The 19900-nt window shown below is 66.7% G+C and carries 18 protein-coding genes; 12 read left to right on the top strand and 6 right to left on the bottom strand.

The genetic code is table 11. From position 1 onward, the window contains the following. Window positions 1–11 precede the first annotated feature (11 nt). The 3 genes from F9K07_RS04610 to F9K07_RS04600 all read right to left on the bottom strand — a co-directional run bounded on the left by F9K07_RS04610 (window position 12) and on the right by F9K07_RS04600 (window position 3421). Complete coding sequence (locus tag F9K07_RS04610; RefSeq protein ID WP_159589835.1) at window positions 12–1079, bottom strand: LLM class flavin-dependent oxidoreductase; 1068 nt, start codon at window positions 1077–1079, stop codon at window positions 12–14. A 195-nt stretch (window positions 1080–1274) separates the two neighbouring features. Then, window positions 1275–2261 carry a Bug family tripartite tricarboxylate transporter substrate binding protein gene (locus F9K07_RS04605; RefSeq protein WP_159589833.1) on the bottom strand — a complete coding sequence of 329 codons (987 nt, stop codon included), beginning with the start codon at window positions 2259–2261 and terminating at the stop codon, window positions 1275–1277. Between the two features lie 83 nt (window positions 2262–2344). Continuing rightward, entirely contained in the window at window positions 2345–3421 is a 1077-nt protein-coding gene (locus F9K07_RS04600) for an LLM class flavin-dependent oxidoreductase (protein ID WP_159589831.1), read from the bottom strand. Window positions 3422–3532: 111 nt separating this feature from the next. On the opposite strand from F9K07_RS04600, the gene F9K07_RS04595 reads away from it, so the two are divergent. Then, window positions 3533–4471: a LysR family transcriptional regulator gene (locus tag F9K07_RS04595; RefSeq protein WP_159589829.1), complete on the top strand. Its 939-nt coding sequence runs from the start codon at window positions 3533–3535 to the stop codon at window positions 4469–4471. A gap of 18 nt (window positions 4472–4489) precedes the next feature. Here the strand turns inward: F9K07_RS04595 and F9K07_RS04590 are convergent, their stop codons facing one another. Beyond that, window positions 4490–5365, bottom strand: coding sequence for an SMP-30/gluconolactonase/LRE family protein (locus tag F9K07_RS04590; protein WP_159589827.1), 876 nt, complete (start codon window positions 5363–5365; stop codon window positions 4490–4492). Window positions 5366–5756: 391 nt separating this feature from the next. On the opposite strand from F9K07_RS04590, the gene F9K07_RS04585 reads away from it, so the two are divergent. Genes F9K07_RS04585 through F9K07_RS04545 form a run of 9 tightly spaced genes read left to right on the top strand, consistent with a single transcriptional unit; the run spans window position 5757 to window position 15371 of the window. Further along, window positions 5757–6527 (top strand): enoyl-CoA hydratase/isomerase family protein, encoded by a 771-nt coding sequence (locus F9K07_RS04585; protein ID WP_159589825.1) that lies wholly within the window; start codon window positions 5757–5759, stop codon window positions 6525–6527. 7 nt (window positions 6528–6534) lie between these two features. Next, window positions 6535–8676, top strand: a complete 2142-nt coding sequence (locus F9K07_RS04580; RefSeq protein WP_159589823.1) for an acetate--CoA ligase family protein — start codon at window positions 6535–6537, stop codon at window positions 8674–8676. Window positions 8677–8678: 2 nt separating this feature from the next. Then, the gene (locus F9K07_RS04575; protein ID WP_159589821.1) at window positions 8679–9881 is read left to right on the top strand and encodes an acyl-CoA dehydrogenase family protein; all 1203 of its coding nucleotides are present in this window, start codon (window positions 8679–8681) and stop codon (window positions 9879–9881) included. A 1-nt stretch (window position 9882) separates the two neighbouring features. Continuing rightward, window positions 9883–10845, top strand: a complete 963-nt coding sequence (locus F9K07_RS04570; RefSeq protein ID WP_159589819.1) for an acyl-CoA dehydrogenase family protein — start codon at window positions 9883–9885, stop codon at window positions 10843–10845. A gap of 13 nt (window positions 10846–10858) precedes the next feature. Continuing rightward, window positions 10859–11617, top strand: a complete 759-nt coding sequence (locus F9K07_RS04565; RefSeq protein WP_159589817.1) for an SDR family NAD(P)-dependent oxidoreductase — start codon at window positions 10859–10861, stop codon at window positions 11615–11617. Window positions 11618–11642: 25 nt separating this feature from the next. Beyond that, on the top strand, window positions 11643–12593 hold the full coding sequence (locus tag F9K07_RS04560) for a tripartite tricarboxylate transporter substrate binding protein (RefSeq protein ID WP_159589815.1): 951 nt from the start codon (window positions 11643–11645) through the stop codon (window positions 12591–12593). Window positions 12594–12604: 11 nt separating this feature from the next. Beyond that, window positions 12605–13810, top strand: a complete 1206-nt coding sequence (locus F9K07_RS04555; protein ID WP_159589813.1) for an SDR family oxidoreductase — start codon at window positions 12605–12607, stop codon at window positions 13808–13810. Window positions 13811–13821: 11 nt separating this feature from the next. Next, entirely contained in the window at window positions 13822–14559 is a 738-nt protein-coding gene (locus tag F9K07_RS04550) for a carboxymuconolactone decarboxylase family protein (protein ID WP_159589811.1), read from the top strand. Window positions 14560–14588: 29 nt separating this feature from the next. Next, window positions 14589–15371 (top strand): enoyl-CoA hydratase/isomerase family protein, encoded by a 783-nt coding sequence (locus F9K07_RS04545; RefSeq protein WP_159589809.1) that lies wholly within the window; start codon window positions 14589–14591, stop codon window positions 15369–15371. Between the two features lie 30 nt (window positions 15372–15401). Here the strand turns inward: F9K07_RS04545 and F9K07_RS04540 are convergent, their stop codons facing one another. Together F9K07_RS04540 and F9K07_RS04535 are read right to left on the bottom strand one after the other, a co-directional pair. After that, window positions 15402–16748, bottom strand: coding sequence for a sulfatase family protein (locus tag F9K07_RS04540; protein WP_159589807.1), 1347 nt, complete (start codon window positions 16746–16748; stop codon window positions 15402–15404). Further along, window positions 16741–17727: a Bug family tripartite tricarboxylate transporter substrate binding protein gene (locus F9K07_RS04535; protein ID WP_159589805.1), complete on the bottom strand. Its 987-nt coding sequence runs from the start codon at window positions 17725–17727 to the stop codon at window positions 16741–16743. Before F9K07_RS04535 ends, F9K07_RS04540 begins: the two co-directional genes overlap by 8 nt. 161 nt (window positions 17728–17888) lie before the next feature. Between F9K07_RS04535 and F9K07_RS04530 the strand changes: the two genes are divergently transcribed. After that, a complete protein-coding gene (locus F9K07_RS04530; protein ID WP_159589803.1) occupies window positions 17889–18824 on the top strand; it encodes a LysR substrate-binding domain-containing protein in 936 nt (311 codons plus the stop codon). Between the two features lie 122 nt (window positions 18825–18946). Beyond that, window positions 18947–19870, top strand: a complete 924-nt coding sequence (ttcA, locus tag F9K07_RS04525; protein WP_159589801.1) for a tRNA 2-thiocytidine(32) synthetase TtcA — start codon at window positions 18947–18949, stop codon at window positions 19868–19870. The last annotated feature ends 30 nt before the right edge of the window (window positions 19871–19900 follow it).

The raw sequence follows: 19900 nt of genomic DNA, 5'->3' as shown, positions 1-19900 counted from the left end.
CGTTTTTTCCTTCAAGCGGCCACGGCTTCGAGCGCGCCGACTTCCTTGCGGATGGCGGGGATGATCCTGGTGCCCCAGAGCTCGATCTGCTTGAGCATGGTCTTCTGGTCAAAGTCGCCCAGCTGCGTCTGCAGCGCGATGTGCTTGGGCTTCAAGATGCTGATCTCTTCGAGCATCTTGTCGATCACCTGGTTCACCGAACCCACCGGCAGGTTCTGGCGCAACTGCTCAAACGTCGGGTCCGTCGCCGAAGGCACTTCCTTGACCATGTAGCCGTCGTCCGATTGCGCACGGCGGAATTTCAGGCTCTCCGAGATGCGCCGCTGGAAGCGCGCGCAGTCCAGGTACGCGTCGATCTCGGCCTGGTTGTCCGAGGCGTAGGCACAGCGCAGGAAGCCGAACTTCACATCTTCATCGAGGTCCTTGCCGTTGTCGCTGGCCACCTTCTCCAGGCGGCCGCGCAGTTCGGTGATGGCCGCGTTGCCGTTGAGCAAGGCGGTCACGAACAGGTTGTGGTTCTCGCGCACGCCCCGGCCCAGCGCCACCGGGTTGCCCGAGGTGATCCAGATCGGCGGCATTGGGTTCTGCACCGGGCGCACCGCGATCGAGCTCGGCGGCAGCTTGAGGAACTTGCCGTTGTACTCCACCGTCTTCTGCGTCAACCCCTTGGGGATGATGTCGAGGAACTCGTTGTAGATCGCCGGGGCGTTCTCGATCGTCACCCCGAAGCGCTCGAACTCGAACTCCTGGTAGCCCGAGCCCACACCCAGATCAAGGCGGCCGTTGGAGACCGTGTCGGCAAAGCCCACTTCGGCCAGGAAGCGCGCGGGGTGGTACAGCGGCAAGATGCACACCGCCGTGCCCAGGCGGATGCGCTGCGTCTTGGCCGCCATGTGCGCCACCATCATCAGCGGCGAGGGCGAGAGCGAGTAGTTGTTGAAGTGGTGCTCGGCGTACCAAGCGCTGTTGAACCCCGCCTGCTCGGCCACCACCGTCTGCTCGATCGAGTTCTGGATGACCTGTTGCGAAGATTGGTGGTAGCCGCGTTGCTGGGCCAGGATGAAGACGCCGAATTCCATGGTGTGCTGCCTCTGAGTGGGGTTGTGCAATGCAGGGAATTCTGCGGAGGGACTGCGTTGGCGGGAATACGAAACATGCGCGGTTCAGTCCTGCAGAAATTGCAGGAGTGGCCTGCGGCTCCCTCCCAAGAAAAAACCCCGGCGCGCGCTTCTCGCGAAGCCGCTCCCGGGGTCTGCGCCTGGCTCAGGACCTGCTTACTTTTCTTTCAGGTTGGCCGCGATGGCCAGGCCTTGCCAGATCTTGGCGTCCTTCTTGATCTCGTCCGCATACTGCTTGGCCGTGCGCTTGGGCGGCACCACCATGTTCTGGCCTTCGATGCGCTTGCGCACTTCGTCGGACAGCTGCACGCGGTTGATCTCCTCGGCGAGCTTGTCGACGATGGCCTGCGGCGTGCCCGCGGGCGCGAAGATGCCGTACCAGCCATCGGCTTCGAACTTGTAGCCCTGCTCGGACAGCGTGGGCAGGTCCGGCGTGGCAGGCCAGCGCTGCGAACCCGATTGGCCCAGGCCCACCATGCGGCCGCTCTGCATGTGCGGAATGGGCGAGGCGATGTCCATGAAGCCCACGCCGATGTTATTGGAGATGATGTCGGTCGCCTCGGAGACCAGCGTCTTGTAGGCCACGTGCGGCATGTCCAGGCCGTAGTGGGCCTTGATGCCTTCCATGGCCAGGTGGCCGGACGAACCATTGCCCCACGAACCGTAGGAGAGCTTGCCCGGGTTCGCCTTGGCATAGGCCACCATGTCGGCCAGGTTCTTGAATCCGGTGGAGGGGTTGGTCACCAGCAGGATGCCGGCTGCGCCCACCTGCGCCACAGGCACCAGATCTTTCTCCGGGTTGTACGGCATCTTGGCGATCATGACCGGGTTGATCAGGATGGCCGACGAGGGCGCGAACAGCAGCGTGTAGCCATCGCCCGCGGCCTTGGCCACGGTGTCGCACGCGATCAGGCCATTGGCGCCGGGCTTGGGCTCGACCACCACCGGCTGGCCCAGCACTTTCTGCAGCGGCGTGCCGATCAGGCGCGCGAAGATGTCGCCACCCGCGCCGGCCGAGCCCGCCACCACCAGGCGGATCGGGCGGTTGGGCCAGTCACCGGTATTGGCATGGGCCTTGATGCCCGCGCCCAGCAAGAGGCTGCTGGCCAGAACGGTGCGGCGTTTGATCATGATGGGATTCATGTATGTCTCCTGTCGACGAGAAAGAAAAAATCAGAAAGGCAAAGAAAAGTTGCGCGGAGGCCGCGCTTGAACGGCGGGTGGAATCAGGCAGTCACCTCCGTGCTGCTTTTGTGTCGGTTCAGCTCCTTGCGGATGGCGGGGATGATCCTGGTGCCCCAGAGCTCGATCTGCTTGAGCATGGTCTTCTGGTCAAAGTCGCCCAGCTGCGTCTGCAGCGCGATGTGCTTGGGCTTCAAGATGCTGATCTCTTCGAGCATCTTGTCGATCACCTGGTTCACCGAACCCACCGGCAGGTTCTGGCGCAACTGCTCAAACGTCGGGTCCGTCGCCGAAGGCACTTCCTTGACCATGTAGCCGTCGTCCGATTGCGCACGGCGGAATTTCAGGCTCTCCGAGATGCGCCGCTGGAAGCGCGCGCAGTCCAGGTACGCGTCGATCTCGGCCTGGTTGTCCGAGGCGTAGGCACAGCGCAGGAAGCCGAACTTCACATCTTCATCGAGGTCCTTGCCGTTGTCGCTGGCCACCTTCTCCAGGCGGCCGCGCAGTTCGGTGATGGCCGCGTTGCCGTTGAGCAAGGCGGTCACGAACAGGTTGTGGTTCTCGCGCACGCCCCGGCCCAGCGCCACCGGGTTGCCCGAGGTGATCCAGATCGGCGGCATTGGGTTCTGCACCGGGCGCACCGCGATCGAGCTCGGCGGCAGCTTGAGGAACTTGCCGTTGTACTCCACCGTCTTCTGCGTCAACCCCTTGGGGATGATGTCGAGGAACTCGTTGTAGATCGCCGGGGCGTTCTCGATCGTCACCCCGAAGCGCTCGAACTCGAACTCCTGGTAGCCCGAGCCCACGCCCAGGTCCAGGCGGCCGTTGGAGACCGTGTCGGCAAAGCCCACTTCGGCCAGGAAGCGCGCGGGGTGGTACAGCGGCAGGATGCACACCGCCGTGCCCAGGCGGATGCGCTGCGTCTTGGCCGCCATGTGCGCCACCATCATCAGCGGCGAGGGCGAGAGCGAGTAGTTGTTGAAGTGGTGCTCGGCGTACCAAGCGCTGTTGAACCCCGCCTGCTCGGCCACCACCGTCTGCTCGATCGAGTTCTGGATGACCTGCTGCGAGGTCTGGTGGTAGCCTCGTTGCTGGGCCAGAATGAATACGCCAAATTCCATCTCGTGTCTCCGTCGAAAACCTGCCTGTTCAGGCCCACGGATACTAGGCGCGAGACCCCGGATTCGGTATCTCAGAATCGGCCGTTCTGTACTGCGTAAATTGGAGGACTCATGGACAGACTGCGGGCCATGGAACTGTTTTCGTCGATCGCCCAGACACGAAATTTTTCCGAAACAGCGCGTCGCTTCGGCATTTCGGCGACCGCCGTGTCGCGCATGATCACCGACATCGAGAACGAGCTGAAGGTCAAGCTGCTGCTGCGCTCCACGCGCCAGGTGGCGCTGACCGAATCGGGGCAGGAATACGCGCGCCAGCTCGACGACATCCTGTGGCGCATCAACGAACTGCGCGACAACATCACCGCCATCAGCACCGCGCCACAGGGCCAGCTGCACGTGCATTCGCGCACCATGTTCGGCCTGGGCGTGCTGCCGCCGCTGATCGCCGACTTCCGCAAGCGCTACCCCGACATCCACATCGAACTGACGGTCTCGGAAGCGCCCGTGGACCTGCGGCGCAACCAGATGGACATCGACTTTCGCATCTCCCCGCCGGTGGAAGCGGGCATCAAGCGGCGCATGCTGTTCGTGAGCGAGCGTTACCTGGTGGCCTCGCCCGCCTACCTGGCCGCGCATGCGCCGCTGCAGCAGCCCGAGGACATCCTGGCGCACGACTGCCTGGCGTACCAGTTGCCGGGCGAAGAGCACCTGTGGCGCTTCAAGCAGCAGGACACTGTCAGCGAGATCGCCTTCCAGCCGCGCCACGTGAGCAACAACGGCGTGGCCCTGCTGGAGCTCGCGCGGCTGGGCGAAGGCTTTGCCTTGCTCGACGACTACACCGTGCACAATGACTTGCGCCTGGGCCGCCTGGTGCGGGTGCTGCCGGACTACCGCATCAGCAACAAGGGATTCGACGAGGGCATGTACGCCACCATCCTGGACACGGCCATCGTGCCGGCCAAGATCCGGCTCTTCATGGACTTCGTCGCCGAACACGTGTCGGGCCCCGAACGGCGCTTTTCCGCCCACGGCAAGGCTGCGGGCATCTAAGGGAGCGCGCGTAAGGCTTTACAGCGGCAGGCGGCACAGCGGCCGCGCCGCCCCCTGGAAGCCGAGTCCTGTCACCTTGAGCACCGCGCCATCCAGCGGACCCGAAGCACTCAAACGGCCACTGTTGCGGATCGAGGTGACGAACAGATCGCCCATGCCCGGCCCGCCAAAACACAGCGCGCTCGGATGCGTGAGGGGCAAGCGGATCTTGTGCGTGAGCCGGCCCTGCAGGTCGAAACGCGCGAGCGCCCCGGCACGCACGAGCGCGGTCCACAGGCCTCCCTCGCTGTCGAAGCAGCAGCCGTCCGGCCCCGAGCCCCATTCATCGGTCTGCGCGAACACCTGCTTGTCGCTCAGCGAGCCATCCGGCGCCATGGCGTAGCTGTAGAGGGTCTTGCTCGCGCTGTCGGCCACGCAGAAGCGGCCGCTGACCGGGTTCAGCCCCGGCCCATTGGTGATGCCCAGGCCCTCGTCGAGTTTGCGCAGCTGCAGGTCGACGCCCAGCCGGTACAGGCCCCCCAGCGGCGGCTCGTCGGGCTCCCGGAACACGTGCATGGTGCCGACGACAAAACTGCCATCGGGCAATGAGATGCCATCGTTCAGGCGCAGATCCGGATGGCTCACGTCCAGGCGCGCCAGCGTGCGCAAATGCCCATTGGCCAGGTCCAGCGCGGCGATCGCCTCCTTGAGCGCGATCACGATGCGCCCGTCGTGGTTGAAGGCGAAGGAGCCCAGCGGCGGCGGCACTTCATGGCGCGAGGTGACCGCACCCGTCTGCGGGTTCAGCGCATACACCACGCCCGCGCGGCAGTCCAGCAACCACAACCGCCCCTCGTGCCACACCGGGCATTCGCCCAGATCGGTCGTCAATTCACCCAGTCGATTTATTTCCATATCTTCAATTCGGCATTGAATTCGGCGCAATCGATTTAATCGCCATTATTGGCATCGCCGGGCATTACCCAAAGACGCTATTCATTGCAAAGAAAGCCGCACCGGAAAAATCATTATCGGCGCACATGCCCCGCGCGCACAGAGTGCCAGACCCGCGATTCCTTCAGTTTTCGCAGAACACTACCGCAGTTTGAATTGCAATAAATTAGAAGGGCCACTCCTATACTCGCCCGACCGAGCAGGCATTGAAAAGAATGGCGGAATTGGACCCCATCGCCTGGAGACAAAGCACTCCCTATTTCTCCAGATCGAATGGGGCCCATTGGCCTTTGCAGTGCCCTTGCCTTTTGTGGTGTGTGCCGCACGCAGCGGCTTCTTAACGAGGTGGTGTATGAGCGAAAAATGGGTTCGTCTGGAAGTCTCCGACGGCGTGGGCCTGGTCACCATGGACCGCAAGCCGGTCAACGCGCTGAACCGAGAAATGCGCCGCCAGCTGGTGGCCACGTTCGACGAAATCTCCGAACGCGAGGACATCCGCTGTGCCGTGCTGACCGGCGCCAACGGCGTGTTCTGTGCCGGCGCCGACTTGAAGGACCGCCCCAGCAGCGAGATCGCGGGCGACTTCCTGGACCACAACCGCATCACGCGCGAGACCGGCAATTCGATCCGCGAATGTTCCAAGCCGGTGATCGCGGCCGTCAACGGCGTAGCGCTGGGCGCGGGCTTCGGCCTGGCCGCGGCCTGCGACATCCTCTATGCCTCCGAGAACGTCACCGTGGGCATGCCCGAGATCAACGTCGGCCTGGCCGGTGGCGCCTCCATGCTCAAGACCTTGTTCGGCCGCTCCACCCTGCGGCGCATGTTCTTCACCGGCCAGCGCCTCACCGCGCACGACCTGCTCAAGCGCAACGTGATCGAAGAAGTGCTGTCTGAAAAAGACCTGCTGCCCAAGACCATGGAGCTGGCGCGCGAGATCGCCTCCAAGGCGCCGCTGGCGCTCATCTACGCCAAGCGCGCCGCCAACATGGTGGACCTCATGCCCCAGCGCGACGCCTACCGCTTCGAGCAGGAGTTCACCGTGGCGCTGTCCAAGACCGAAGACGCGCGCGAAGCCCGCACGGCCTTTCTCGAAAAGCGCGCCCCCGTGTTCAAGGGCCGGTGAGCACGCCATGCTGACCCAGGTTCAAGCAGCCCCGGGCGCCGGGCTCGACGCGTTCTTCAACGCCCGCGGCGTGGCCGTGATCGGCGCCTCCGACGACATCACCAAGATCGGCGGGCGGCCAGTGCAGCTGTTGCGCAAGTACGGCTACGCGGGCGCCATCTACCCGATCAATCCCAAGGGCGGCACCATCCAGGGCCTGCCGGCCTATGCCTCGGTGCTGGACACGCCCACCGCACCGGACCTGGCCATCCTCGCCGTGCCGGTGGAACACACGCTGCAAGCCGTGCGCGATTGCGCCACGCGCGGCGTGCGCGGCGCGATCGTGCTGACCGCCGGTTTCGCCGAAGCCGGCCCCGAAGGCGCGGCCCTGCAGGCCGAAATGGTGCGCGTGGCACGCAGCCACGGCATGCGGCTGCTCGGGCCCAACTGCCTGGGCGCGGTCAACGTGGTGGACAAGCTCGTGGGTTCGTTCTCGATCGCGCTGGAGCAGAGCATGCCGCCCGTGGGCCAGGTCGGCATCGTCTCGCAGTCCGGCAACATCGGCAGCTTCACCATGAGCAACATGGCCCAGCGTGGCCTGGGCGTGAGCCGCTTCATCGCCACCGGCAACGAAGCCGACGTGGACGTGGCCGACGGCATCGCTGCACTCGCGCAAGATGCCGACACCCGCATCATCCTGTGCTGCATGGAAACCTGCCGCGATGCGGGCCGCCTGACCGCCGCGCTGGACCTCGCGCGCCAGCAGAACAAGCCGGTGATCGCGCTCAAGATCGGCGCCACCGAACAAGGCCAGGCCGCGGCAGCCTCGCACACCGGTGCACTCACCGGTTCGGACGCGGTGTTCGACGCCGTCTTGCGCCGCTATGGCGTGCTGCGCGTGCGCTCGTTCGAAGACCTGCTCAACGTCGGCCACGCCGCCGCCCTGCTCGGCACACAACGCCTGCCGGTCAACGACGCGGTGACGCTGGTGGCGGCCTCGGGCGGCTTCGGCATCATGATGGCCGACGCGATGATCGAGGAAGGCTTGACGCTGCCGCCGCTCGACGAGAGCACCCAGCAAGCGATCCGCGACGCAGTGCCCATCGCCGGCACCCAGAACCCGGTGGACGCGACGGCCCAGATGTCGGCCCGGCCCGACATCCTGCTCAAGATGCTGACCGCCTTGCAGAGCAACCCCAACGGCAGCACGCTGGTGCTGCTGCTCGCGCTCTCGCTGTACAACCCGCGCCTGCGCGGCGTGTACCTGGAAGCGCTGTCCAAGATCCGCCAGAGCCATCCCGACCGCCTGATGGTCCTGATCAGCCAGGGTCCGGCCGACGCGGTGGCCGAGATCAATGCGCTGGGCATTCCGGTGTTCCCGAGCATTCCGGCGGCCGCCAGCGGCATGAAAGGCCTGGTCCGCCTCGGCCAGCTCGCCGCGCTGCCACCGGCATCCGTGTACGACGGCCCGGTGGACCGCGTGGACCCGGCCGTGTTCCGCAACGAATTCCACGCCAAGCAGGCGCTGGCCGCCGCGGGCATTTCCGTGCCACGCGAAGAAGTCGTGGGCTCGGCCGACGCCGCCGTGCGCAGCGCACGGGCCACCGGCTACCCGGTGGTGCTCAAGATCGCGTCGGAAGACATCGCGCACAAGACCGAGATCGGTGGCGTGGCGCTGAACCTGCAGGACGACGGCGCGGTGCGCGAGGCATTCGAGCGCCTGATGGCCAACGCAAAGCGGCATGCGCCGCAAGCGCGGCTGGACGGCGTGCTGGTCGCGCCCATGGTGCGCGGCGGTGTGGAGCTGATCGCCGGCATCTCGCGCGACCCGGTGTTCGGCCCGGTCGTGATGGTGGGCCTGGGCGGCATCTACGCCGAGATCCTCAAGGACGTCGCGGTGCAGGTGGCACCGGTCTCTGAAGAAGAAGCCTCGCGCATGATCCGCGGCCTCAAGATGTTCCCGCTGCTCGACGGCGCTCGCGGCCAGGCCAAGGCCGACGTGGCCGCCGCCGCCCGCACGGTGGCGCGCCTCTCCGAATTCGCGTGCCGCCACGCGGCCGACGTGGCCGAGATCGACATGAACCCCATCCTCGTCAAGCCCGAAGGCCAAGGCGTGCTCGTGCTCGACGCGCTCATGGTCCCCACCTCGGGCCCCTCTTCCGCACATTGATCATGCACATGGAACAGAACCCGACCCGTCCGGACCCCGCCGCGGGCCCGGCCGCCTACCGCGACTACGCGCGCCAATGGCTGCGCGCCCACCTGCCCGGGCACATGCACGCGGACAGCCTGGCCTACCGCACGCCCACGCTGGACGAGTGCCGCGATTGGGAAGCCTCGATGTACCACGCCGGCCTGGCTGGCATGACCTGGCCCCAGGCCTATGGCGGGCTGGGCCTGACGCTGCGCGAGCACCTGGTCGTGAACAAGGAAGTGGGCGCGCTGGCCATGCCCGAGAGCGTGAGCTCGATCGGCAAGGAACTGGCCGGCCCGATCATCCAGACCGTGGGCACGGAGGAACAAAAGCTGCAGTTCCTGCCGCGCATCCTCGCCATCCAGGACTACTGGTGCCAGGGCTTCTCCGAACCCGATGCGGGCTCTGACCTCGCGCGCCTGCGCACCAAGGCCACGCAAGAGGGCGACAGCTGGCGCATCAATGGCCAGAAGATCTGGACCAGCGGCGCGGCCAAGGCCCACTACTGCCTGCTGCTCACGCGCACCGGCACCGTGGCCGACAAGCACCGCGGCATGCTGATGTTCGCCGTGCCCATGGACACACCCGGCATCCGCGTGGTGCCGATCAAGTCCATCGACGGCAAGGAGTCGTTCGCCGAAGTGTTCTTCGACAACGTGGTGGTGCCCGACAGCGCGCGCCTGGGCGCTCCCGACGAGGGCTGGAACGCCGCCATCCGCGTGCTCTCCATCGAACGCGCCACCAACCGCATGTACCGCGCCTGGCGCTTCGACAGCGAGCTGCGCCAGTTGGTCGCCGCCTGCAAGTCCGACCCCGAACTGGCGAAGCTGCTGGACGACGGCCACACGCAACGCCGCATCGGCGAGGTGGTGGGCGAGATCGACGCGCTCAAGGGACTGGTGGAGCGCACGGTGGAGCAACTGATGGCGGGCAAGAGCATCGGCGCGCGCGGCTCACTCACCAAGCTGCATTGGTCCGAATGCCACCAGGCCTTCATGGGCCTGGCGCTCTCGCTCGTGTCGCACGTGACGCCGCGCTCCAGCGCCCTGGCCCAGCGCGCGAAGAAGCACTTCACCACCGCCTACCTGTTCGCGCGCGCCGAAACCATCTACGCCGGCACCACCGAAGTGCAGCTGGACATCATCGCGCAACGCATCATGAATCTGCCGAAGGACCTCTGAGATGAGCACGACCGACCACGATCTCAAGCCCGAAGAGTTCGGCCAGGCCGCGGCCGCGGCCATCACCGATGCGCTCGCGCATGACTTTCGCGGCGCCGCCCAGGTGCTGGCCAGCGCCGGCCTGTGCGGCGTGTGCGCCACCGAAGACGCGGGTGGCCTGGCGCTGGACATTGCGTTCGCCCTGCCCATCGTGGCCGAGGCGGGCAAGCTGCGCCTGCACTGGCCTCTGCTCGAAACCGTGCTGATCGCCAAAGCGCTGGGCGATTCGCCACTGGCGGCCGAACTTGTGAGCGGCGCGCGCGTGGCCACCTGGGCACTGCAAGGCAGCCTGGCCGAGAAGTTCGCGGGCCACGCCCGCTGCGCACCGGACTGCGACTGGGTGCTGGTGGCCGATGGCAATGGTGGCGCGGCGCTGGTCGACCGGGCCTCGGTCGAGATCCAGGAAGACGCTGCGCTCGACCCCGAGCACCCGCAGAGCTGGCTGGCGCTGGACAAAGCCCAGGTCCTCGCCACGCTGGACGCCGAGACCTTCGCCACGCTGCAGCGCGAGGGCCAGATCCTGATCGCGGGCTACGCCAATGGCGCGGCCGAAGGTGCCTTGAGCGCCACGGCCGAGTACATGGCCACGCGCGTGCAATTCGGCCGACCGCTCTCGGCCAAGCAGGCCGTGCGCCACCTGCTGGCGCGCATGCGCCTGGTGCAGGAAGCGTCCAACGCCGGCATCGAGCGCGTGCTCGCGCCCGACGAGTACGGCAGCGTGCGCCGCACCGCCCCGGTGTTGGCCCATGCGCTGGCCAACGCGGCCTTCGTGATCGAGAAAGCCCTCCACCTGCACGGCGGCATGGGCTTCACCTGGGAGCTGCCGCTGCACCACGCGCTGCGCGAAGTGCGCAAGTTCGACGCCGCCTTTGGCGCCGGCGCACTCGCCCGCCAGAACGGCCGCGACTTCATCCAGTCTGTCTGAAACAAGGAATCGAATGAACCAGGATCTGCTGGGCCGCGTGGCCCTCATCACCGGCGCAGGCGCCGGCATCGGCAAGGAAACCGCCTTGCAGATGGCCGCGCGCGGCGCCACCGTGTGTGTGAACGACCTCAAGGATGAACTCGTCAATGCCGTCGTGGACGAGATCACCTCGCGCGGTGGCAAGGCGGTTGCCATCGTGCAGAACATCGCCAGCCGCGAAGGCATGCGCGAAGCCGTGCAGCGCGCGTTCGCGCACAGCCAGCGCTTCGACATTCTGGTGAACAACGCGGCCTGGGTGCGCTACCAGTCCATCCCCGAGATCGCGCCCGAGACCATCGACCGCATGCTCGACGTGGGCTTCAAGTCCGTCATCTGGGGCCTGCAGGAAGCGGCGGCGGTGATGGACGCGCAGCGCGGTGGCTCGATCGTGAACGTGGCCTCGGTGGCGGCTTTGCGGTCGGCCGCCAACTCGGTCGTGTACTCCGGCATCAAGTCCGCCGTGCTGGGCATCACCCGCGCGGCCGCCGCCGAGCTGGGCGAGCGAAACATTCGCGTGAATGCGGTGTGCCCCTCGGCCGTGCCCACCGAAGGCACGCAGCGCAACCGCAACGCCGAGCGCGACGCCAACCGCATTGCGCGCACACCGCTGGGCCGCCTGGGCACGGTCGAAGACATCGCGCGCGCCATCTGCTTTCTGGCCGGCGACGACGCGGGTTTCATCACCGCGCAAGCGCTCGTGGTGGATGGTGGCATCACCCTGACGAACATCTGATTCAAATTTCCAGGAGACAAACGACATGAACTTCAAGCACACCACGCAAGCCTTGTTCTGCACGCTGGCCCTCACCGCCAGCCTGGCCCACGCGGCCTATCCCGAGCGCACCATCCAGCTCACCGCGCCTTACGGCGCGGGCGGGTCGTCTGACGGCATCGCGCGCGAATTCGCCAACCTGCTCTCGACCGAACTCAAGCAGACCGTGGTGGTGATGAACCAGCCCGGTGCGGCGGGCACCTTGCAGTTGCGCAACCTCCAGCGCGCCAAACCCGACGGCTACACCATCGGCCTCTATTCCTACAGCACGGTCACCTTCACCTCGCAGCTGATGAACGTGCCCTACAAACGCGAAGACTTCACGCTGCTGGGTGGCCTGGCCGAGTTCAGCTACGGCATCGTGACCGCCGCGGACTCGCCGATCCACAACGTCAAGGACCTGGTGAACCAGGCCAAGACCGGCAAGGGCGTGTTCTTCGGCGTGACGGGCGCGCCCAACAACTTCCCGTTCCTCAAGCTGCAGAAGATGACCGGCGGCAAGTTCGACCAGGTCACCTACAAGTCCTCGGCGGAATCGGTCATGGCCGCGCTGGGCAAGCAGATCGACGTGGCCCTGCAAGGCCCTTCCGAGTACGCCGAGTTGGTGAAGGCCGGCAAGATGAAGGTCATCGCCTCGGCCAGCGATTCCCGCCTGCCGTGGTTTCCCAACGTGCCCACGCTCAAGGAGCAGGGTTACGACGTCGGCATCACCGGCAAGCTCGGCATCGCGGCGCCCAAGGGTCTGCCCGAGGACGTGAGAAAGACGCTGGAGACGGCCATCCACAAGGTGGTGTCGAGCCAGAAGTTCAAGGACTTCGTGGCCAACGAGTACGGCATCATGAATTACCCGGCGAGCAGCGCCGAATTCACGAAGACGATCGACGAAGGCTATGGCCTCATGCGCGACATGATCCAGACCTTCGACATCAAGAACTGACACACCCCGACATGCAGACGGTACTGATCACGGGTGCCGCCTCCGGCATCGGGCGCGAGACGGCGCTGTTGTTCGCCCAGGCGGGCTGGCAATGCGTGCTGGTCGACCACAACGAACAGGCCCTGCGTGCGGTGGGTGCGAGCCTGCCCGCGCCGGCGTCGGCCGCGCACGTGCTGCGCACCATCGACCTGACCGATGCGCAACAGGTGGCGACCTTGCGCGAGGGCACGCCGGCGCTGGACGCGGTGCTGAACAACGCCGGCATGTCCGACGCTTCCAACACACCGCTGGTGGAGCAGGTGCCCACGCAGATGGAGCGCCTGCTCGCGCTCAACCTGGCCGCGCCGGCCGCCGTGGTGGAAGCCTGCGCACCGCTGCTCAAGCCGGGCGCGCGCATCGTGAACGTGTCATCCGGCGCGGGCCTGAACGCCATTCCCTGGCGCGGTGCGTACAGCCCGAGCAAGGCGGGTCTCATCGCGCAGACGCGCGCTTTGGCCAAAGCCCATCCCGAGTGGTCGGCCATCGTGCTGTGCCCGGGTTTCGTTCGCACCGAACTGGTCGCTGCACTGATCGAGGCCGGGCGCCTGCCGCCCGAGCGCGCCGTGGCCAAGATTCCGCTCGGCCGCATGGCAGCGCCGCAAGAGATGGCGCAGGCTTTGTTCTTCCTCGGCAGCGAAGGCGCGGCGCCCCTGGCCGGTGAAATCCTCGCGGTCAATGGCGGCTCGTCGATCTATGGCGGCAGCCAGGCCTTTGCGCCCGCCACGCTGGAGACCCTGCCCTTCGACCTGCCCACACAACTCGACGTGGTGGGCGACGGCGCGGGTGCGTGGCAGGCTCTGGCCAGCGCCGCACCATCCACACCACACTACAGCGCCAGCCTGGACGTGTCGACGCTGCACGCCACCGGCAGTCTGTTGCGCGCCGTGCACCAGGCCGCCATTCGCTTTGCGCAACAACATGCCCAACAAGCCAGCCTGACCGTGCTTCTGCCGCCGGACACCGATGGCGCCTGGCAGAACGCGGGCGACGGGGCGGCGGCGCGCATGCTGGTGGCCACGCTCGCTTGCGAGTGGGGCAGCCGTGCACTGCGCATCAACGCGGTGCAGGTGCCTGCCGGCATCGACGCCCAAAGCCTGCAGCCCTTGCTGCGCTTCGTGAGCGGCGCGGCCGCCCAATACCTCACCGGTCAAACCCTGGCGTGCAGAGGTCCACGATGAGCGAAACACCTATGACCGACGCAGAACGCGAAGCCATCAAGGCGCACTTCATCGCCGAGCGCGGCTACTGGCGGCCGTGGACCGAGACGCTGCTGCAAACCGCCCCCGGCTTTGTGCAGCAGTACGCGGACTACGCAGGCTATCCGGCGCGCACCGGGCCGCTGACGCCGCGCATGGTCGAACTGATCTATGTGGGCCTGGACAGCTCGTCGTCACACCTGTTCGAGTCGGGCCTGACCACGCACATGAAGCGCGCGCTGGAAGTGGGCGCAAGCCACAGCGACATCGTCGACGTGCTGCACCTCGTGGCGGTGCAAGGCGTGGCCAGCGTGTGCCAGGCCAGCGACATCCTGGCCGAGCTCAGCGGCGCGGCGGCCACCTCGCCGGCGATCAGCCCCGCGCTGCAAGCGCGCATTGAGCGCCTGGGCGATGCGCATGCGCTGGCCCTGAACCACCTGGCACGGCAGGACCCGGGCTATGCCAAGGTGCTGCTCGACTTCATCGAAAAGGGCCGTCCGGACCACGGGCTCACACCGGCCGAGCGTTGCCTGGTGCAACTCGCCCTGCACGCGTGCTTCACGGCCTTCAACCCGGATGCCGTGCGCCAGCTGGTGCGCAGCGGTTTGTCGATGGGTGTTGCGGTGGCCGATATGCAGCAGGCGATTCAGCTGGGTGCGCACCTCGCGGTGCACGGCACAGCCCTGGGTGCGAACGTGTTTCGCCAGGTCACCAGCGGCTTGGCGACCTGATCCCTCTTCCATCACCACGAGGCCACGCCATGTCCGTTCTTGTCGACCTGCAGGATGGCATTGCCATCATCACGCTGAACCGGCCCGAGGCGATGAACGCCGTCGACCCGCAGACCCGCACCGAGCTGCGAGAAGCCTGGCAGCGCATTGCCCACGATGGCACGGTGCGCTGCGCCATCCTCACCGGGGCCGGCAGCACCGCCTTTTGCGCCGGTTCGGATTTGAAAAAGACCATGCCGCCGGCCGAGAGTTTTGCGCAACTGGCGTTCAACGGCACCGGCAGCGGTCAGGAGTCCATGACCGCCGGCATGGACATGGACACGCCGATCGTCTGCGCCATCAATGGCCATGCGTTCGGCGGTGGCCTCGAACTCGCGCTGGCCTGCGACATTCGGCTGGCCTCGGCCCAGGCCGAGTTCGCGCTGCCCGAAGTGCGCCTGGGCACGCTGCCCGCGTCGGGCGGCACGCAGCGCCTGCCTCGGCTGGTCAGCCCGTCCGACGCGATGAAGCTGCTGCTGACCGGGAACCGATTCGACGCGACCGAGGCCTTGCGCATGGGTGTGGTGAGCGAGGTGCTGGCACCGGCCGATTTGATGCCGCGCGCGATGGCCATGGCGCAGCGCATCGCGCAGAACGCGCCGCTGTCGGTGCGGGCCATCAAGCGCCTGGTGCGCACCGGCCTGGAGATGCCGCTGGACAAAGCCTTGCAGGCGGAGTACCACGTGTTCGGCCTGCTGCGCGACACAGAAGACCGCCTCGAAGGCCGGCGCGCCTTTCAGGAAAAGCGCGCACCGGTTTACCGCGGACGCTGACCCGAGCGCGCCCCACGCCCCCTGCGCCGCTCAACGCGCCGGCATATCCTTGGTTGAGTAGCCCGTGTGCACCGCTGCGTCCTCGGGAATCGGCGGCACGGTCTCGCTCCAGCGCTCCCAGTCCGCGCGCATCGCGGCCAGCCGCTCGGGATCGCGCGCGGCCTGGTTCGCGCGCTCGCGCTCGTCGCGCGCGAGGTTGAACAGGTAGTCGTGCTCGTCGACCCGCAGGTACTTCCAGTCGCCTCGGCGCAGCGCGCGCTGCTGGCGGTGCTTCATGCGCCAGTAGAGCGCGCGCTCGAAGGTCTGGGCGGGCTCGCGCAACACGTCCAACAGCGACACGCCGTCCAGCGGATGGTCCGCATCGGGCGCCACGCCGGCCGCGTCCAGCACGGTGGCCGACCAGTCCATGGTCATGCAATGCTGGGCGGACACGCCGCCCGCGCGCACGGCAGCAGGCCAGTGCGCGATCCAGGGCACGCGAATGCCGCCTTCGGTGAGGTCCATCTTGCCGCCCACCAAGGGCCAGCTGTCCGAGAAGCGCTCGCCGCCGTTGTCGCTGGTGAAGATCACCAGGGTGTCGCGCTCCAGGCCATGGCGGCGCAAGGCGTCCATGATCCAGCCGATGCCCTCGTCCATGTGGTGGATCATGCGGCGGTAGGTGTCGACGTTGCCGCCGTCCAGGTGAAACAGCTGGCCCGCCACCGCCTGGCTCACCTGCGGTTCGTCACGCGTTTCCCAGGGCCAGTGTGGCGCCGTGTAGTGCACGCTCAGAAAGAACGGCTGCTCGCGGTGCTGCGCCATGCGCTCGATGTAGTCCACCGAGCGGCGGGAGATCAGATCGGTGAGGTAGCCCTCCTCCTGGCGCTCTTCCTCGCCGAACCACAGGTCGTGCGCGCCGCCACCGCTGCAGTGGGTCCAGTAGTCGACGCCGCCGGACATCGGGCCGAAGTATTCCTCGTAGCCCGAGCGCAAGGGGCCGAAGTGCGGCGGGTAGCCCAGGTGCCACTTGCCCATGAGGGCCGTGCGGTAGCCCACGTTCTTCAACAGAGAGGCGACGGTCGGCTGCGAGGGCGGCAGGCCCAGCACGCTGCTGCCGCGCGAGCGGCTGTTGATGGGTTCGTCCGCGCCACCGCGCAAGCGGTACTGGTAACGCGCCGTGGCCAGGGCGAAGCGCGTGGGCGAACACACCGGTGAGTTCGAGTACCCCTGCGTGAACCGCAGGCCGTTGGCGGCCAGGCCATCAAGCACAGGCGAGACGCGGCCGAAGGACGCGTCACGACCACCGTAGCAGCCCAGGTCGGCATAGCCCAGGTCGTCGGCCACGATGAAGACCACGTTGGGGCGCGCGGCCCCGGCGTTCTCAACGGTTTCAGTCATTGGCGCGGAACCCGGTGGCTTTCACCACGCGGGCCCATTTGGCCGTTTCGGCGGCCAGATTCTTTTCAAACGCGGCACCACTCTCGTCGGGCACTTCAAAACTCTGCGCCTCCAGCTTCGCGCGCACAGCCGCCTCGGAGTGCGCCTTGCGCAGCGCGGACAGGATGGCATCCGAGACCGGTCTGGGCACGCCAGCGGGAGCGAACACCCCGAACCACACACTGGCGGTCAGGTCGCCAAGGCCCAGTTCGGCCAGGGTGGGCACCTGGGCCAGTGCACTGGCACGCTGTGCGCCGGTGACCGCGATCGGCACCAGCTTGCCGGCCTGGATCTGCGGTACGGCCACCGCCATCTGCGTGAAGCCCAGGGGCACCTGGCCCGCCATCAGGTCGGTCACCTGGGGCGACGAGCCTTTGTACGGGATGTGCACCATGTCGGCCTGCAGCCGTTCGTTCAGCTGGTAGCCGAGAAAGTGGGACGGCGTTCCGGGGCTGAACGACGCGTATTGCGCCTGGCCCTTGTGGCGGGCGATCCAGCTCTTGAGTTCGGCAAAGTTCTTCGCGCCAACCGTTGGGTGCGTCACCAGCACCATCGGCGACTCCACGCCTTTGACCAGAGGACGGAAGTCGCTCGCCTTCCAACGCAGGTTCGAATAAGCCGAAGGGTTGATCGTCATTTGCGACTGCGTGCCGATCAGCAATGTGTGTCCGTCCGCGGCCGTGCGCAACACCGTCTCGGCAGCGAGGTTGCCGTTCGCGCCGGGCTTGTTGTCCACCACGAAGACGCCGCCGGTCTGTCGCTGCAGCTGCTCGGCGATGACACGGGCATAGATGTCCGGCGCACTTCCCGCAGCGCTGCCCACGGTCAGCGTGACCGGCTTGCTGGGCCATGCCTGGGCGTGGGCAGAAAAACCGGTGAGGCCGGCAGCGGTGGCCAGCAGGGTGAGCGCCAAGGCGGCGCGTCGGTTGGAATGCGGCATGAAGGTCTCCTGGAATTCCCAGCGCCGCCACGGAACGGGTCGCCGGTCGAAAGCCGCAAGGCTACTGTCGCGGGCCTTTGGGCACAATTGAGCATTCGGCGAAAACGTATTCCATTTATTCATACCTCGAAGCATCGATTTCCTTGGACGAGGCTTGTGCCATGAACATTTCCCGGATCAAATTGCGCCATCTGCACTGCCTGGTGGTGATCGGGCAGGAGCTGAGCATGGTGCGGGCGGCGCAAAAGCTGGCGCTCACGCAGCCCGCCGTGTCGAAGACCATCGCCGAGCTCGAAGCCATCGTGGGCCGGCCCTTGCTGGAGCGCCATGGGCGCGGTGTGGCGCTCACGCCCGCGGGCAAGGTGCTGCTGGACCATGCCGGCGCGGGCCTGCGCAACCTGCGAGAAGGGCTGGACGCGGCGGCCGGCCAACCGCAGTCGCACCAGACCACGGTGTCCATCGGGGCCTTGCCGAATGTGTCGGCCACGCTGCTGCCGCGCGCCATCGAGACCCTGCGCACCGCGCTGCCCAGCGTGTACATCCGCGTGGCCGGCGGCACCAATGCCCAGCTCATGGCGCGCCTGCGCCAAGGGGAACTGGACATGGTGTTCGGCCGCCTCGCCGAGCCCTCCGACATGATGGATCTGGAATTCGAACATCTCTACTCGGAAGACTTGGTCGCGTTGGCACGGCCCGGGCATCCCCTGGCCGCGAGCCGCAAGGTCGCGCCTGCGGCGCTGTCGCGCTACACGCTGATCCTGCCGTCCGCCGGCACGCCGATCCGCCGCACGGTGGACGCGTTCCTCGTGACGCATCGGGTGGCGTTGCCGGAAACCGTCGTCGACACGCTCGACGCCGCGTTCTCCCTGCAGATGGTGCGCCAGACCGATGCGATCTGGTTCGCACCCGAAGGACTCATCGAGAGCTTGCGCCCCTTCGCCCCGGTGCGCCTGCGCCTGCCCCGGGGTGGCACCAACGGTGCCGTGGGACTCACGGTGCGGCGCGGCGCCGAACCGTCGGCGGGCGCCCGGGTCCTTCTCGACGCGCTGCGCGAACAGGCGCGGTGCAGGCTGGAAAACACCCCCCTGCGCCGCTGAGGCGGCGGCGCCTTGGCCGGCGGCGGCGACAATCGGCCTGTGCCACCCCGGGAATGCCCGGGCAACCGACAATATGGACCCGCGCCCGCGATGGCGTGCCGAACGACTGATTGCTTGCCACCATGGACATCGAATTCGAAAACCGCAAACTCGAAAAACGCCTGTGCCGCGAAGTCGGCCGCGCCATCGTCGACTACAACATGATCGAAGAAGGCGACCGCGTGATGGTCTGCCTCTCCGGTGGCAAGGACAGCTACGGCATGCTCGACATCCTGCAGAAGCTGCAGGCGCGCGCGCCGATCCACTTCGAACTCATCGTGGTCAACCTCGACCAGAAGCAACCGGGCTTTCCGGCCGACATCCTGCCCGCCTACCTCACGAAGCTGGGGGTGAAATTCCACATCGAGAACCAGGACACGTACTCCATCGTCAAACGCGTGATCCCCGAGGGCAAGACCATGTGCAGCCTGTGCAGCCGGTTGCGCCGCGGCATCCTGTACCGCGTGGCCAGCGAACTGGGCGCGACCAAGATCGCGCTCGGCCACCACCGCGACGACATCCTGCAGACCCTCATGCTCAACATGTTTTTCGGCGCCAAGCTCAAGGGCATGCCGCCCAAGCTGGTGAGCGACGACGGCCGGCACGTGGTGATCCGCCCCATGGCTTACGTGCCCGAGACCGACCTGGCCCGCTGGGCCGAAGTCCGCCAATTCCCCATCATTCCCTGCACGCTCTGCGGCAGCCAGGAGAACCTGCAACGCAAGCAGGTCGGGCTGATGCTCAAGGACTGGGAGAAGCGTTTTCCCGGCCGCGTGGCGAACATGTTCACGGCGCTGCAGAACATCGTGCCCAGCCACCTGATGGACCGCTCGCTGTTTCCTTTTGAAACCATCCAGGCCACCGGCGAAGCCAACGAAGATGGCGACAAGGCGTTCGACGAAGAACCTTTGCCCAAGCCCACCGCCGTGGCGGGGCCGGAAAACGGCACATTCGAAGGGAACGCAAGCGCCACCACCAAGGTCGTACGCATTGCGGCGGCGCACTGACCCGGCTTCGACCCCGTGCGGCCGCCTCCA

This window comes from Hydrogenophaga sp. BPS33, from assembly GCF_009859475.1.
GTDB lineage: Bacteria > Pseudomonadota > Gammaproteobacteria > Burkholderiales > Burkholderiaceae_C > Hydrogenophaga.
This window is presented reverse-complemented; position numbering and strand designations above follow the sequence as displayed.